Below are 14,494 nucleotides of genomic sequence, written 5' to 3'. Positions count from 1 at the left end.
CTGACGCTCGTGGCGGACGCTTCGACAGGCTCAGCGACCGGTTCAGCGACCGGTTCAGCGACCGGTTCGGCGACCGGGGGTGCGACGCTGTGACGGATCTAGAAAATGCAATATGCCAATCTATGCAGCGGAGAACCTGCCAACAGATCCAGATAAGAAGACCGCTGGGTGGTCAAGTTGCTCTCCGATTTGGCGCGACACGCCGTGCAGGCGGATACTCATGGCATCTGAGCCGTCCGATCCCGGCCCCGAACCACCATGAATCCAACCGCTCTCGCGCCCGAAACGACCATCGCCATCATCGGCGCCGGTCGCCTCGGCGGCGTGCTCGCGAGCGCGCTGCGTGCGGCGGGCCTCACCGTTCACGGGCCCCTCCGCCGCGACGACGAGATCCCCACGGCAGACATCGCTCTCCTCTGCGTCCCCGACTCCGCGATCCCCGAAGCGGCAGCGGCCGCCCGTAGATCGGCGACCCGCGTCGCCCACGTCTCGGGCGCCACCCCGCTCGACGACGTCGACTTCAGCATCCACCCGCTCCAGACCTTCACCGGCGCCGAGTCTCCCGACGTGTTCCACGACATCGGTGCAGCCATCTCCGGCCGCACTCCGGCAGACAAGAACACCGCTGAACAACTCGCGCGAACCCTTGGCGCCCGTCCCTTCGGGGTCGACGTCGCCCACCGCGCCGGCTACCACGCAGCAGCATCCTTTGCCTCGAACTTCGTGCTCACCGTGCTCGACGCGGCAGAGCAGCTCGCAGCATCCGCCGGCATCCGAGGCGACGAAGCGCGCGACCTGCTCGCTCCGCTCCTCCGCCGCACGGTCGACAACTGGCAGCGCAACGGCTCGACAGCATCCCTCACCGGACCGATCGCCCGCGGCGACGAGGCGACCGTCGCCCGTCAGAGGGGCGCGATCGACGAAACCGACCCCGAACTTGTGCCGCTCTTCGACGCGCTCGCCGATGCCACCCACGCGATCGCCCGTCAGAAGGCGGCGGTATGAGGATCCTCCGGACGATCCCCGAGATACGCGCAGCAGTCAGAGAGGCGAGGGGAACAGTAGGGCTCGTCCCCACCATGGGCGCCTTCCACGACGGCCATGTCTCGCTGATGCGCCGCGCGCGGGAGCAGAACGACCTCGTCGTCGTGTCGCTCTTCGTCAACCCCACCCAGTTCGGCGCGAACGAGGACCTCGGCAGTTATCCCCGCGATGAGCACGCAGACGCCGCGCGCGCGGAGCTGGAGGGCGTCGACATCCTCTTCGCCCCCGAAGCGACCGAGATCTATCCCGACGGCTTCGCCACCAGCATCCACGTCTCCGGCGTCACCGAGATGCTCGACGGCGCGAACCGTGGCGCCCACCATTTCGACGGCGTCGCCACCGTCGTCGCCAAGCTGTTCGGCATCGTCCGCCCCGACGTCGCCTACTTCGGACAGAAGGATGCGCAGCAGATCGCCGTCGTCCGCCGCCTCGTGCGCGACCTTGACCTCGACGTGCGCATCGAAGCGTGCCCGATCGTGCGCGAGGCCGACGGACTCGCCATGAGCTCGCGCAACGTCTACCTCGACGCCGACGCCCGCGTGCAGGCCACGGCCCTCAACCGGGCGCTCGACGCAGCGGCCGCGCTGCATGAGTCGGGCGAGCGCAACGGCGACAGCATCCTCACCGCCGCCCGCCGGGTACTCGAAAACGCAGGCATCACGCCCGAGTATCTCGAGCTCCGCGATGCTCTCACAATGCAGGCCGTCACGCGCGTCGAAGGCGACACGCTCCTCGCCGTCGCCGCCCGCGTGGGCGCTGCCCGACTGATCGACAACCACATCCTGAAACGGAGCGCCTGATGCGTCGCACCATGCTGAAGTCGAAGATCCACCGCGCCACCATCACCGGCAGCGACCTCAACTACGTCGGCTCGATCACGATCGACCCCGACCTGCTCGAGGCCGCCGACATCCTCGCGCACGAGCAGGTGCACGTGGTCGACGTGAACAACGGGGCACGCTTCGAGACCTACACGATCGCCGGAGAGCGCGGATCCGGCGTCATCCAGGTCAACGGCGCCGCCGCGCGCCTCGTGCACTCCGGCGACACCATCATCGTCATCTCTTACGCCGATTACTCGCGCGAAGACCTGCTCGACTATGAGCCGGTCGTCGTGCACGTCGACCGGGCGAACCGGATCATCCAGGTCGACGACGTCGTGGATCGGCTGTTGACCGAGGCCTCTTCTTCGGTAGGAGCAGGCGCGTGCGATGCACTGAGCGACCGGAGGGAGTCGAAGTGAGCGTGCACGCCGCGACGCGCAAGCGGGTCACCCTGGCGAGCCTTGCCGAGAAGAAGGATGCCGCAGATCCCATCGTCATGGTCACCGCCTACGACCACCCCGGCGCGCAGATCGTCGAAGCCGCCGGCGTCGACATCGTGTTGGTCGGCGACTCCGGCGCGATGACGGTGCTCGGCTACGACAGCACTGTGCCGGTCACCGTCGACGAGATGCTCATGCTCACTCGCGCGGTTCGGCGGGGCCTGACGGTTCCACTGCTCGTCGGTGATCTGCCGTTCGGATCGTACGAGGCATCCGATTCGCTCGCGATCGCCACGGCGCAGCGCTTCATCAAGGAGGCCGGCTGCGACCTCGTGAAGATCGAGCGCGGCGGCACCTCGGTCGAACGGGCGCGCGCTCTCGTCGCCGCCGGCATTCCGGTGGTGGGGCATGTCGGTCTCACCCCGCAGACCTCTACCGCCCTCGGCGGATACCGCGCGCAGGGCCGCACCGCCGACGCGGCGCGTGCGGTGATCGATGACGCGCTGGCCCTGCAGGAAGCCGGGTGCTCGCTGCTCATCATCGAAGCCGTGCCGTCGGAGGTGACTGCCGCACTCTCGCCGCTCATGCGGATTCCGGTGATCGGGATCGGCGCCGGGGCGGATGCCGACGGGCAGGTGCTCGTCTTCCACGACCTGCTCGGGCTGTACGACGGGGGAGCTGCGAAGTTCGTCAAGCGCTACGCGGACCTGCGGGCGGATGCTGTCGCCGGGGTCGCGGCGTATGCGGAGGACGTGCGGTCGGGGGCGTACCCGGCGGCCGAGCACTCGTATTCGATGGCTGCGTCAGAGGCGGCGGAGCTGCGGGAGATGCTCGTTACTCAGGTTTAGGGTGGCTAAACCTGAGCAAGGATGCGCTCATTCAGGGTTGCCGTGCCGTCACGACGATGTATCGGATAAACTTGTACATATTCATGTACAGGAGGTGCGGGCATGGAGGTCCTCTCAGTCGCCGACGCGCGCGCCGGTCTGTCGCGTCTCATCGCGGGACTGCGTGACAACCCTGCTGCCGCTCCTGTCGCCATCGGGTCGCACCGCAAGCCCGAGGCGGTTCTGCTCTCGGTGGACGAGTACCAGCGAGTTTCCGATCGCGAGCCCGCACGAATCACCGTCGAGCGTCTACGCCAGCTCGGCCCGCTGATTGAACGCCTTGCACAGGCGGCGCACCTCCGCGACGTCCAGGTGTACGGATCGGTGGCGCGTGGCGATCAAGCCGCGGACAGCGACCTCGATCTTCTGGTCACTGCCGACGATGCGACGCTGTTCGACATCGCCCAGTTCGAGATGGACATCGAGATGCTTGTCGGCGTCCCCGTCTCTGCAGTTTCCGTTGCCTCGCTCGACAGGAAACGCGATGCACGCATTCTGAACGAGGCGGTGCTGCTGTGAAACCGGTCGAGCGCATTCCGCGTTGGCTCGACGATCTTCATGCGACGCTCGGCACCGCGTCTGAATTGGCGGCGCGTGGGCGCGAGGCCTTCGACTCGGACCCAGCCGTCTCGTTGGCCTTCGAGGCGCTCTCCAACAGAGTCGGCGACCTTGCAAAGCGTCTTATCGCCGCCGACCCGGAAGGCTTCCGGGGCCCGATCTGGCGGCAGGCGGCTCGGCAGCGCGACTTCGTCGTGCACCATTATGACCGGATGGATGCCGACCTGCTCTGGCGCACCATCACCGAGAGTTTCCCAAAGCTGGCCGAGGCCGTGCGAGTGGCAGATGCTTCGATGAGCGCGGATCCCGATCGATAGGCTGTCCGCATGCGCAGCCGTGCCGAGACCGATGACCGACTCGCGCGGGATGCGCACCGCCCGCGAGTGATCCACACCGGACAGGCGCTGGTCGACCTGGTCATCGAAGTGGCAGACCTCCCCGCGCGCGGGCAGAACCTCATGGCCGATTCGGTCGCGGAGTACGCTGGCGGTTCCGTCACGGTGTTGCTCGCGGCGGCGCGCCTGGGCGCCGAATGCTTGCACGCTGGAGCGATCGGCGCCGGTCCGTACGGCGATCTGATCCGCGAGGCGCTGGATGCCGACGGCATCGCAGCATCCGCTCCTCCGGTGACCACGCAGGACACCGGGGTGTGCGTCGTGCTGATCGAACCCTCAGCGGAGCGCACCTTCGTCACGACGCTGGGGGCGGAGCGCGAGATCACGGTCGAGTCGCTCGCGAGCGCCGACGTGCAGCCGGGCGATCTCGTCTGCGTCACCGGATACTCGCTCGCCGTCGCGCAGACTCGGGAACCGTTGCTGGCCTGGTTGAGGACACTTCCTGAGGATGCCGTCGTCGTCCTCGACCCTGGAGCGGCTTTCGCCGAACTGCCCGCCGACGTGCGCGACACGATGCTCGCCCGCACCGACGTCTGGACCGGCAACGCAGAGGAGGCGACCGATCTATTGGCCGCACGGTCGGTGTCGGTCGAAGCATCCAAGGCCGGAGCATCCAAGGCCGGAGCATCCAAGGCCGAAGCATCCGCTCGCGAGATCGTGGGCCAGGCCCGCGCGCTGAGTCCGCTGCTGCGCGCCGGAGCCGTCACCATCGTGCGAGACGGCGCCGAGGGGTGCGCGGTGCATGCGCACGGCGAGAGCTCCTACGTGGCGGGCTTTCCGCAGACGCCCGTCGACACGAACGGTGCCGGCGACACCCACACCGGCGCCCTGCTGGCCGGCATCGCCGACGGCGCGACATGGGTGGATGCGTGCCGCCGTGCCAACGCCGCAGCTGCGATCAAGGTCACCCGCCGTGGGCCGACGACGGCTCCGACCGCAGACGAGGTCGAGGAGTTCCTGCGCGGGAAGTGAAGCTCATCGATGGGGTGCTCCATCTTTTTGCTCTCTAGGAGCTCCCCATTCTTCTCTTTAGATGTTCGACTTTCTTATCTTTGAAACGTCGACTTTCTTATCTTTGGAGTCTAGAGTCGCCCTATGCCTACGTACCGGCCGAGAGTCATTGACGTCCAGCTTTCGCATGCGCTCGCACACCCGGGCGCGGTCGTACTCGAAGGCGCCCGCGCCTGCGGGAAGTCGGCGACAGGACGAGAGTTTGCGAATAGCAGCATCCAATTTGACACTGATCCTGCGGCACTGCAACTCGCAGAACTGGACCCCGCCCGTCTCCTCGACGGAGCGCGTCCACGGTTCATCGATGAGTGGCAGCTTGCCCCTGCTGTATGGAATCAAGTGCGATCCGCCGTCGACACGCAAGACGACGGGTCCTTCATCCTGGCCGGGTCCGCCGTGCCCGCCGACGATGTGACACGGCATTCGGGAGCAGGTCGAATGCTCAGGCTGCGGATGCGCCCGATGGCATTGAGCGAGTCAGGACACTCCTCTGCTGAGATTAGTGTGGGCGGAGTATTCGACGACCCTGCGAACCGGGTCTCAGGGGCTTCTGCGCTCAGCGTTTCGGATCTCATCGAGGTTGCCGCACGTGGTGGATGGCCCGGACTGCAGAGTTTGCCGCTCGCGCAAGCACTGGATCGCACTCGCGCCTACCTCGATGGCGTGACACGCATCGATCTGCCGCGACTGGATTCGGAGCCGCGCCGAGATCCCGCTGGCGTGATGCGCATCATCAGGGCGCTGGGGCGAAACGTCGCCACGGAGGTCGCGGTCGCTGCACTCGCACGCGACGCATCAGCAGGGGGGGAGCAGATGACCAATGCCACGGCGCAGGGCTACCTGGATGCGCTCGCGCGCGTCTTCGTTCTTGAAGAGCAGCCCTCATGGGGACCTCATCTGCGCTCGCGGGATCGTGTGCGCAAGGCAGCGAAGCGGCACTTCGTAGATCCTTCGCTCGCTGTCGCCGCTGTCGGCGCCAATGCAGATCGGCTTCTGCGCGACCTTGATTACTTTGGTCAGGTGTTCGAGTCACTGGTCGTTCGGGACCTCCGCGTGTACGCCGATGTGCACGACGCGATCGTCCACCATTACCGGGACAGCGCAGGCCGCGACGTCGACGCGATAATCGAACGGCGCGACGGGAGCTGGATTGCTGTCGAAGTCAAGCTCGCGGCCTCTCGCGAGGAAGATGCTGCCGCGTCCTTGAAGCGATTTGCCGCCAACCTGGATACTGCTCGTACCGAGCCTCCCTCCGCCATGATGATCATCACTGGCGGCCAGTACGGGTACACCCGGGCGGATGGCATCCACGTAATCCCGATTGGAGCGTTGGCCGCTTAGGTTCACGCTCGCTCCCTTAGCCCATCGATCGCCTCGCTTCGAACGGCCGCCTGGTCATCGTCGGAGCGGTCGCCGGATTCCCGCCCGCCGACTTCGGCATGCGCCTCATGGCACCTCTGACGAGAGTCCGGCATTGTCGGTCGTCGGGGTTGAGTTCGGAACCGTCCACGCTCGCGGATACGCTTCTGGGGTGGACCACGACGAGATCGAACAGCTCGCCGAACGGCATGGAGCATGGCGGCTGCTTCGCAAGACGAACGCGCCCCTGATCCTTTCCTTTCTCGGGACTCACCTCATCGATGCCAACCGCGGCGCAGTGGCGCAGAGCGAGCTGGTCAGCCTGCTCGACGATCACCTGTACGCGATCCATCAGTCCGCGCCGGATCGCTACCCGCGGGAGCCGATCGAGTACCTGGAGGAGTGGGCTGCAGCCGACGACGGCTGGTTGCGCCGTTTCTACCCTTCGCGCGCCGAGGAGATCCACTACGAGGCGACTTCCACGCTGGAGAAGGCCTATCGATGGGTGGGCGAACTGCGCGAGCGCACCTTCGTGGGCACGGAGTCGAGGCTTCACACGCTCATCGCCCTGTTGCGTGACATCGTGCACGGCTCCGACGCGGATCCTCAGGTGCGCGTCGCCGAGCTCGCGCGACGCCGTGACGAGCTCGATCAAGAGATCGCACGAATCGAACGGGGAGAGTCGCAGGCGCTCGACGAGATCGGGGTTCGAGATCGCTTCCAGCAGTTCTCCTCGATGTCGCGCGAGCTGATGAGCGACTTCCGTGAGGTCGAGGAGAACCTGCGCCGGCTGGACCGCTCGGCGAGGGAGAAGATCGCCGCCTGGAACGGAGCCAAGGGCGAGCTCCTCGGAGAGCTCGTCGGCGACCGCGCCGACATCGCGTCGTCCGAGCAGGGGCGCAGCTTTCAGGCGTTCTACGATTTCCTGCTCTCCGAGCAGCGTCAGGATGAGCTCTCCACACTGCTCGGTGCGGTGAGTGAGATGCCGGCGGTCGAGACGGACCGGCGGATGCGTCTGCTGCACCACGACTGGGCCGAGGCCGCGGAGCGCACGCAGGTGACGGTGCGGATGCTGTCGGAGCAGCTGCGGCGTTTTCTCGATGACCGCGTGTGGTTCGAGAACCGACGGGTGCTCGACCTCGCCCGCGCCATCGAAGCCGCGGCGATCGCGGTTCGGCAGGATCCGCCCGATGCCGGTCTCGAGATCGACGAACCCGGCGTCCCGATCGTGATGGCCTTCGAGCGTCCGCTGTACCAGGTGAGACCGGACACCGCCGTGAACAGTCTGCTGGGACCGGTCGATGAGGGACCGCTCGACCTCGACGTGCTTCTCAGCCAGCGCCATGTCGACGTCGAGCGCCTGGCCGACAACATCCGTGCGGTCGTGCCTCCGCACAGCGCGGCCGAGCTCAGCGACATCCTCGCGCTCTACCCGATCACTGAGGGAGCGGCGGAGGTGATCGCGTACCTCGGTCTCGATGCGCAAGACGATCTCGAGCTGAGCATCGATGCCGAGCAATCGATGTCGGTGGTCTATGAGGGACTGGACGGGGTACGCCGCCGGATGACTGTTCCGCACGTCACGATCACGCGCTCATGAGAGCCGAGGAAGCCAGCCTATGAGAAGCCCCGAAGAGCACGCCACGGCGTCATCCGTCATCGCACTGATGCGCGGCGTCGTGTACCGCGAGCGCGACGAGAGCACGTGGGCCGCATTGGAGCGCCATGGTGCAGCGGTGCGCGACCATTTCAACGACATCGCCGTCGATGTCGTGTTCGACGAGGTCGAGGGCTTCGCGTATCTGCGGGCACACGACGATGCCGAGGGCGAAGAGCCGTTGCCCCGACTGATCCGCCGTCGATCCCTCACCTACCAGGCGAGTCTGCTCGCGGTGCTGCTGCGCCGGCGACTCGCCGAGTTCGAGGCGACAGGGGGCGAGGGCCGACTCGTGCTGTCGCAGGAGCAGATCGGCGACATGCTCAGCGTGTTCTCGAAGGACTCCACGAACGAAGCGCGTTCGCAGGATCGTGTCGCAAGCACGGTCCGGCAGCTCAAGGATCTGGGCTTTCTGCAGGAGCTGCGTGGGCAGTCCGATGCGTGGGAGGTCAAGCGCGTGCTGAAGGCCTATGTCGACGCGCAGACACTGGGCGACTTCGAAGCGCGGCTGACGGAATACGCTCGCGCGATGGACGGGGAGGACTCGGAATGAGCGATGCGCTCTTCTCCGCACTGGATGTGGACACGGGAGACGATGCCTTCCCCGGCTACCGTCTGCACCGAGTCGAGGTCTTCAACTGGGGAACGTTCGACCGACAGGTGTGGGACCTGGAGCTGGATGGGCGCACAGCGCTGCTGACCGGCGACATCGGATCGGGCAAGTCGACCATCGTCGACGCGATCAGCACTCTGCTGCTGCCCGCGCAGCGCATCGCGTACAACAAGGCCGCCGGCGCCGAGGCGAAGGAGCGCAACCTGCGCAGCTACGTCGAGGGGCACTACAAGTCAGAGCGCAACGAGCAGACCGGTGCGTCGCGTCCTGTGGGGTTGCGCGATCACACGTCGTACTCGGTGATCCTGGGCTCGTTCCGCAACGAGGCGTACGACGAGACCGTCACCCTCGCGCAGGTGTTCCACCAGAAGGATCGCGCCGGACAGCCCGATCGCTTCTACGTGACGGCATCCCACACCCTCGCGGTCGATCCGGACTTCTCCGACTTCGGCTCCGAGCTGACCGCCCTGCGCAAACGGCTACGGCAGCAGGGCGCCGATATCGACACCAGCTTCCCCGACTATTCGAGGCGGATGCGCCGGCTTCTCGGCATCCGATCGGAGCAGGCGATGGACCTGTTCCATCAGACCGTCTCGATGAAGTCGGTGGGAAACCTCACCGACTTCGTGCGCAGCCACATGCTCGAAGAAGAGGACTCCGCAGAGCGGGTGCGCGCGATCATCGAGCACTTCGAGAACCTCACACGTGCGCATGAGTCCGTCCAGCGCGCGACGGCGCAGCTGGCCGTGCTCGATCCGCTCGTCGAAGCCGGCGACCGGTACGACGCGGCCATCGATCGTCGAGACGACCTCACGGCGTCTCGCGCGGCCGTCGACCCCTACGTCGCTGAGGCGATGCTCGTCGCCCTTGCCGACGAGAGCACACGCGTCGAAGGTGCACGCACGAAGGCAGGCGAGCAGCAGGAGCGGATGCGGGCCGCGCGGCAGGCGCTCGTACCTGAACGCGACCGTCTCATCGCCGAGCGTGCCGGCGCGGGCGGCGACCGGCTCGTCGAGATCGACCGAGCGCTGCCGCGTCTCGACGAAGAGTTGGACCGTCGTTCAGAGGCGCGTGCACGATATCTGTCCCGTCTGGAGGATGCCGGGCTCGATCCGGTGACGGATGCCGGCGGGTTCGCCGTGCGTCGCGTCGACGCCGAACGCGCCAGAAGCGAAGCGGAAGCCGCGCGCGAAGGCGTGGGCGCGCGCCAGGAGCCGCTCGGTCGCAGGCGGTTCGAACTCGACGCCGCGCTGACCCGCACGAACGATGAGCTCGCGATCTTGCAGGGGCGGCGCAGCAACCTCGACAGCAAGCTGCTCGCAGTGCGGGATCGGCTCTGTGCCGGTCTCGGTCTCGACGAACAGCAGGTGCCGTTCGCGGGCGAGCTGATCGACGTCGCAGACGTCCATGAGGGCTGGCGCGGTGCTGCGGAGCGGGTGCTCGGCGGATTCGCCACGATGATGCTCGTCGCCCAGAGCGACTACGACGCCGTCTCCCGCTGGGTGAACGACACGCACCTCGGTGCGAAGCTGCGATACCTGCGAGTGCCGGATCGGCAGGTGCGCTCGGTGCCGGCCCGCGCCGATGAGGCCCTTCGGCTGCGAGACATCCTCGAAGTCGAAGAAGGCCCCTTCGCGGCATTCGTGACGGGTGAACTGCAGCGCAGGGGCGAGCACCAGCTCGTGCAGTCGGCCGCCGAACTGCGAGGTGCCGACCGTGCGGTGACGCGCGCAGGGCTCGTACGCGACCGGGATCGGCACGAGAAGGACGACCGCTTCGCCATCGACGATCCACGCAACTGGGTGCTCGGACGTACGAGCGAGCGCAAGCTCGCCGCGCTGCGCGACGAGGCGGCGGAGTACGAGTCGGAGCGGGGCGAGGTGCTCGCCTCGCTGGCCGCGCTGCAGCGCGAGGAGAACGAGCTGCAGTCGCGACTGCGCGCCCTCGACGCGCTTGCCGACGTCACTCGCTGGAGTGATCTGGACACCGAGTCCAGCCAGGCGGAGATCACCGCTCTGCACGACGAGCGGTCGAGGCTGATCGCGGGATCGAACAAGCTCGAGGAGATCGAGAAGGCGCTCACGCGCGTCGATGAGCAGGCGGTGCGCCTCGACGAAGACCTCGAGGCAGGAGCTCGCGCCATCGGTGATCTCGACGGCGAGGCGGCCAGACTCACTGAGCGGACTCAGCGTGAGCAGCGTGCACTCGAGCCGCTGACAGCATCCGAGATCGCCGCAGCGCGGGAGCGCTACGGCGCGCTGGATACGCTGCTCGCCGACAAACGATCGCGTCGTACGCTCGAGGGCCTGGAGACGCTGCGCAAGCGACTGGCAGACGAGATCGCCCGGCTCAGCGACGCCGTGCAGCGTGAGATCAACGGGCACATCACGAGCGTGCAGGCGAAGATGCACGAGATGCTGCGCAACTGGCCGGAGCTGCGTGCCGAGCACGATGCGGAAGTAGGTGCCCTCGGCTCGTTCAGGGAGTTGCACAGCCGAGTCCGGGCCGACGATCTGCCGCGGTTCGAGTCGGAGTTCCGGCACCAGCTCAACACGAACGCCGTCACCGAGCTGGCAGGGTTCCACAACTGGCTTCGTCGGCAGGCGGATGAGATCCATGCGCGAGTCGATCGGATCAATGAGGCGCTCGGCGCGATCGACTACCGCCCGGGACGTGTCATCCGGATCATCGCCGACCCCACGGTCAATCAGGAGATCAGAGACTTCCGTGCCGACCTGCGCGCGGCGACCAGCGACCTCGTGGATCCGGAATCCGGCGATGCCGAACGTCGGTTCGAGCAGGTGCGAGCGATCATCGAGAGGTTCCGCGGCCGAGAAGCGCACAGCGATCGGGACCGCATATGGACGAGGTTCGTGACGGATGTGCGCAACTGGTACCTCTTCGCGGCCTCCGAGCAGGATCGCGACACCGGCGAGGAGTTCGAGCACTACACCGACTCGGACGGCAAGTCCGGCGGGCAGAAGGAGAAGCTCGCCTACACGATTCTCGCCGCTTCGCTCGCCTATCAGTTCGGACTCGAATGGGGCGTGCAGAAAGCACGCGACTTCCGTTTCGCGGTCATCGATGAGGCCTTCGGGCGGGGCTCGGATGAGTCGACTCGTTATGCGCTCAAGCTCTTCGGCCGGCTTGGTCTGCAGCTGCTGATCGTCACACCGCTGCAGAAGGTGCACGTCATCGAGCCGTTCATCAGCGCGATCGGATTCGTCGACAACCCGACCGGCGCACGCTCTCGCGTGCATACGCTCACGATCGAGGAGTATCACAAGCGGCGCAAGGATGCCTCGTGAGCGCCGCCGCATCATCGTGGACGACGCCTTCCGACGTCGCAGCGCGGGTGCGCAGGCGCTGGACCGACGGCACGCTGCTGCGCGTTGCGGTCGAGGGGGAGTTCGCGCCGATCGAGCTGCCGCTGCGCGGGCCATCGTCGTCTGACCTGGGCGACCGGGTGGATGAGGCGCGTCGGTGGGCGAACGAACTGATCCGCGCCTCGCGCGACGGGGCGCACTTCGAGCTCGTGTTCGGCGAGGTCGGTGGCCGGCACGTGGGGAAATCGCGCATCCCGATGCGCGCGGTCATCTCCACCGCGCAGCAGGCGTGGGCGCTTCTCGGCGTGGGGGCGGAGGTGCGGCGTTTCGTCTCGTTGTTCGGACAAGCTCCGGCTCAAGCGCGGGGCTGGGTGCTTCAGCATCCGCACGCGGCGCTCGCCGCAGCCGATGACTGGTCCGAGATTCTGGCGGCGCTCGAGTGGATCAGCCGGGAAAGCGGTGCAGGACGGTTTCTACGGGAGGTCACTGCGCCGGGAGTCGACACGAAGCTCATCGAGCGCAGGCGAGGCGTGCTTGCCGGCATGCTCGGCGTTCCGGCCGGTGCGGATGCTTTCACGCAATCGCTCGGCTTCGCACGGCGACCCGCCACAGTCAGGTTGCGCTTCGATCCTCGAGTGTTCGGATTCCCCAGCGGATTCACGGAGGGTGTCTTCCGGCTCGACGAACTCGATTCGGCCGTCTCGTCGGCGAGTCAGGCCCTGATCATCGAGAACGAAGCGACGTATCTCGCCGCACCCATTCCTGAGAGCGGCGTCGTCCTGTGGGGCAAGGGGTACGACGCCGGTAATCCTGCGTCCCTGCGCTGGCTGAGGGATGTTCCCGTCGCATATTGGGGCGACATCGACACGCATGGCTTCGCGATTCTGAACCGCGTGCGATCACGGCTGCCGCAGGTCAGGTCCGTGCTGATGGACTTCACCACGCTGCACGCACATCGTGAGCGATGGGGTCGGGAGGAGAAGCCGACGAGCGCTGCGCTCACGCACCTCGCGCCGGAAGACACCGACGTCTATGCGGCGCTGGTCACCGATCGGCACGGCGAGCGGTTGCGGTTGGAACAGGAGCGGGTGGACTGGACGTGGGCGCTGGAGCGCCTGCCGAGATGATTCGCTCTGCACGCTATCCTCACTCGGGCATGCGCACCCTGAACACCAGCGCGAGCAGCGAGAGCGCGATGACGACCACGCCGTAGCCTACGCACACCGCGCCGAGCCCGACGACGCCCACCAGCATCCCGGCGATGACGGCGGGGATGCCGAACGCGAGGTACGCGAGAAGGAAGATGACCGCGAACGTGTCGGCGCGCTCCGTGGCGGGGATGCGCGGCGCGAGCGATGCGATCACGCCCGAGAACGCGGTGCCGAAGCCCATTCCGGTCACGCCGGCGGCGATGAGATAGGCCGGGAGCGAACCGAGCGCGAGGGCGCCGAGCGACATCGCCGTGCCGACGGCGAGGGCTGCGGTGCCGAAGATCGTGATCGTGCGGGGCGAGCGCTTGCGCAGGAGGAACGCCGTGATCGCTCCGACGCCGGTGAGGATCGCGACGCCGAGTCCCTGCCAGATGTGCGCGACGCCGCCGAGCTCGCCCCGCACGATGTTCGCGCCGAGGGAGAGGAACAGTCCGCCGGTCGCCCAGCCCGCGACGATGGCGGGGGCCGCGCGCCAGAAGTCCGCCCGGATCGCCTGCGGAACCGACAGGCGGAACTGCAGCGAAGCCCAGACTCCCGGCTTCTTCGGCGCGGTCTCCGGTGCGAAGAAGAAGAGCACCGCGAGGATGACGTAGGCGGCGGTGAGCGGCACGAAGACATCGAGCAGCGGTTCGCCCATGATGTCGAGGGCGGCTCCCGACAGGAGCGCGCCGGTGGCGAGGCCGATGCCGGGTGCGAGCGCATTCCACAGCGCCGCGGTCGACGCGCGGGCGGGGTGTGCGAGGTCGAGCACCGCAGCCGAGAGGGCCGAGAGCAGCAGTCCACTCGCGATGCCCTGGGTGATGCGCGCCATGAAGAGCAGGGCCACGGAATCCGCGTGCGAGAAGAGCAGCATGCTGCCGGCCAGGAGTACGAGCCCGACGATCGCGACCGGACGGCGGCCGACGTGATCAGACAGCGCCCCGGCCGTGAGCAGCGTGAGAAGAAGTGCGATGGCGTAGACCGCGAACACGGCGGTGATCACGATCGGGGCGAAGCCGATCTGCTCGGCGAGAACCGGATAGAACGGCGACGGAGCGCTCGCGCCGGTCATCATCAGGATCTGCGCCACGACCGCCAGCGCGAACCCGAACCGTGCGCGGGTCGTGCGTGTGATGGGCGCGGCGGCCGGACCGGTCTGCCGGACGGTGATCGGTTCGGTCGTGGTCATG

General features: G+C 67.1%; 13 protein-coding genes. 12 read left to right on the top strand and 1 reads right to left on the bottom strand.

Annotated features, from left to right (window positions below):
- The first annotated feature begins 258 nt into the window (after positions 1-258).
- The 12 genes from JF52_RS0106115 to JF52_RS0106060 all read left to right on the top strand — a co-directional run bounded on the left by JF52_RS0106115 (position 259) and on the right by JF52_RS0106060 (position 13,241).
- Positions 259-1,005 carry a Rossmann-like and DUF2520 domain-containing protein gene (locus JF52_RS0106115; protein ID WP_033105444.1) on the top strand — a complete coding sequence of 249 codons (747 nt, stop codon included), beginning with the start codon at positions 259-261 and terminating at the stop codon, positions 1,003-1,005.
- Positions 1,002-1,844 (top strand): pantoate--beta-alanine ligase, encoded by an 843-nt coding sequence (gene panC, locus JF52_RS0106110; protein WP_033105443.1) that lies wholly within the window; start codon positions 1,002-1,004, stop codon positions 1,842-1,844. The genes JF52_RS0106115 and panC overlap by 4 nt, the downstream gene beginning before the upstream one ends.
- Positions 1,844-2,287 carry an aspartate 1-decarboxylase gene (gene panD, locus JF52_RS0106105; protein WP_052166801.1) on the top strand — a complete coding sequence of 148 codons (444 nt, stop codon included), beginning with the start codon at positions 1,844-1,846 and terminating at the stop codon, positions 2,285-2,287. The genes panC and panD overlap by 1 nt, the downstream gene beginning before the upstream one ends.
- The gene (gene panB / locus JF52_RS0106100; RefSeq protein ID WP_033105442.1) at positions 2,284-3,156 is read left to right on the top strand and encodes a 3-methyl-2-oxobutanoate hydroxymethyltransferase; all 873 of its coding nucleotides are present in this window, start codon (positions 2,284-2,286) and stop codon (positions 3,154-3,156) included. Before panD ends, panB begins: the two co-directional genes overlap by 4 nt.
- Positions 3,157-3,258: 102 nt before the next feature.
- Positions 3,259-3,714 (top strand): nucleotidyltransferase domain-containing protein, encoded by a 456-nt coding sequence (locus tag JF52_RS16495; RefSeq protein ID WP_052166800.1) that lies wholly within the window; start codon positions 3,259-3,261, stop codon positions 3,712-3,714.
- A complete protein-coding gene (locus JF52_RS0106090) occupies positions 3,711-4,070 on the top strand; it encodes a HepT-like ribonuclease domain-containing protein (RefSeq protein ID WP_052166799.1) in 360 nt (119 codons plus the stop codon). The genes JF52_RS16495 and JF52_RS0106090 overlap by 4 nt, the downstream gene beginning before the upstream one ends.
- 9 nt (positions 4,071-4,079) lie before the next feature.
- Positions 4,080-5,120 (top strand): PfkB family carbohydrate kinase, encoded by a 1,041-nt coding sequence (locus JF52_RS0106085; RefSeq protein WP_052166798.1) that lies wholly within the window; start codon positions 4,080-4,082, stop codon positions 5,118-5,120.
- A 123-nt stretch (positions 5,121-5,243) separates the two neighbouring features.
- Positions 5,244-6,500, top strand: coding sequence for an ATP-binding protein (locus JF52_RS17995; RefSeq protein ID WP_033105441.1), 1,257 nt, complete (start codon positions 5,244-5,246; stop codon positions 6,498-6,500).
- 190 nt (positions 6,501-6,690) lie between these two features.
- Entirely contained in the window at positions 6,691-8,118 is a 1,428-nt protein-coding gene (locus JF52_RS0106075) for a DUF3375 domain-containing protein (protein WP_033105440.1), read from the top strand.
- Positions 8,119-8,137: 19 nt separating this feature from the next.
- Positions 8,138-8,728, top strand: a complete 591-nt coding sequence (locus tag JF52_RS0106070) for a DUF4194 domain-containing protein (RefSeq protein ID WP_033105439.1) — start codon at positions 8,138-8,140, stop codon at positions 8,726-8,728.
- Complete coding sequence (locus JF52_RS0106065; protein ID WP_033105438.1) at positions 8,725-12,096, top strand: ATP-binding protein; 3,372 nt, start codon at positions 8,725-8,727, stop codon at positions 12,094-12,096. The genes JF52_RS0106070 and JF52_RS0106065 overlap by 4 nt, the downstream gene beginning before the upstream one ends.
- On the top strand, positions 12,093-13,241 hold the full coding sequence (locus JF52_RS0106060) for a Wadjet anti-phage system protein JetD domain-containing protein (RefSeq protein ID WP_033105437.1): 1,149 nt from the start codon (positions 12,093-12,095) through the stop codon (positions 13,239-13,241). Before JF52_RS0106065 ends, JF52_RS0106060 begins: the two co-directional genes overlap by 4 nt.
- Positions 13,242-13,260: 19 nt before the next feature.
- Here JF52_RS0106060 and JF52_RS0106055 read toward each other — a convergent pair whose 3' ends face one another.
- The gene (locus JF52_RS0106055; RefSeq protein WP_033105436.1) at positions 13,261-14,493 is read right to left on the bottom strand and encodes an MFS transporter; all 1,233 of its coding nucleotides are present in this window, start codon (positions 14,491-14,493) and stop codon (positions 13,261-13,263) included.
- Position 14,494 lies beyond the last annotated feature (1 nt).

The organism is Microbacterium profundi (genome assembly GCF_000763375.1).
Taxonomy (GTDB): domain Bacteria; phylum Actinomycetota; class Actinomycetes; order Actinomycetales; family Microbacteriaceae; genus Microbacterium; species Microbacterium profundi.
The sequence above is the reverse complement of the archived record's forward strand: the minus strand, read 5'-3'. Positions and strand labels throughout refer to the sequence as shown.

What these genes read in the sequence shown, in the direction of transcription:
- JF52_RS16495 (WP_052166800.1), top strand. Translation starts at nt 3,259, where the DNA reads ATGGAGGTCCTCTCAGTCGCCGACGCGCGCGCCGGTCTGTCGCGTCTC.
- panC (WP_033105443.1), top strand. Translation starts at nt 1,002, where the DNA reads ATGAGGATCCTCCGGACGATCCCCGAGATACGCGCAGCAGTCAGAGAG.
- JF52_RS0106055 (WP_033105436.1), bottom strand. Translation starts at nt 14,493, where the DNA reads ATGACCACGACCGAACCGATCACCGTCCGGCAGACCGGTCCGGCCGCC.
- panD (WP_052166801.1), top strand. Translation starts at nt 1,844, where the DNA reads ATGCGTCGCACCATGCTGAAGTCGAAGATCCACCGCGCCACCATCACC.
- JF52_RS0106115 (WP_033105444.1), top strand. Translation starts at nt 259, where the DNA reads ATGAATCCAACCGCTCTCGCGCCCGAAACGACCATCGCCATCATCGGC.
- JF52_RS17995 (WP_033105441.1), top strand. Translation starts at nt 5,244, where the DNA reads ATGCCTACGTACCGGCCGAGAGTCATTGACGTCCAGCTTTCGCATGCG.
- JF52_RS0106085 (WP_052166798.1), top strand. Translation starts at nt 4,080, where the DNA reads ATGCGCAGCCGTGCCGAGACCGATGACCGACTCGCGCGGGATGCGCAC.
- JF52_RS0106070 (WP_033105439.1), top strand. Translation starts at nt 8,138, where the DNA reads ATGAGAAGCCCCGAAGAGCACGCCACGGCGTCATCCGTCATCGCACTG.
- JF52_RS0106065 (WP_033105438.1), top strand. Translation starts at nt 8,725, where the DNA reads ATGAGCGATGCGCTCTTCTCCGCACTGGATGTGGACACGGGAGACGAT.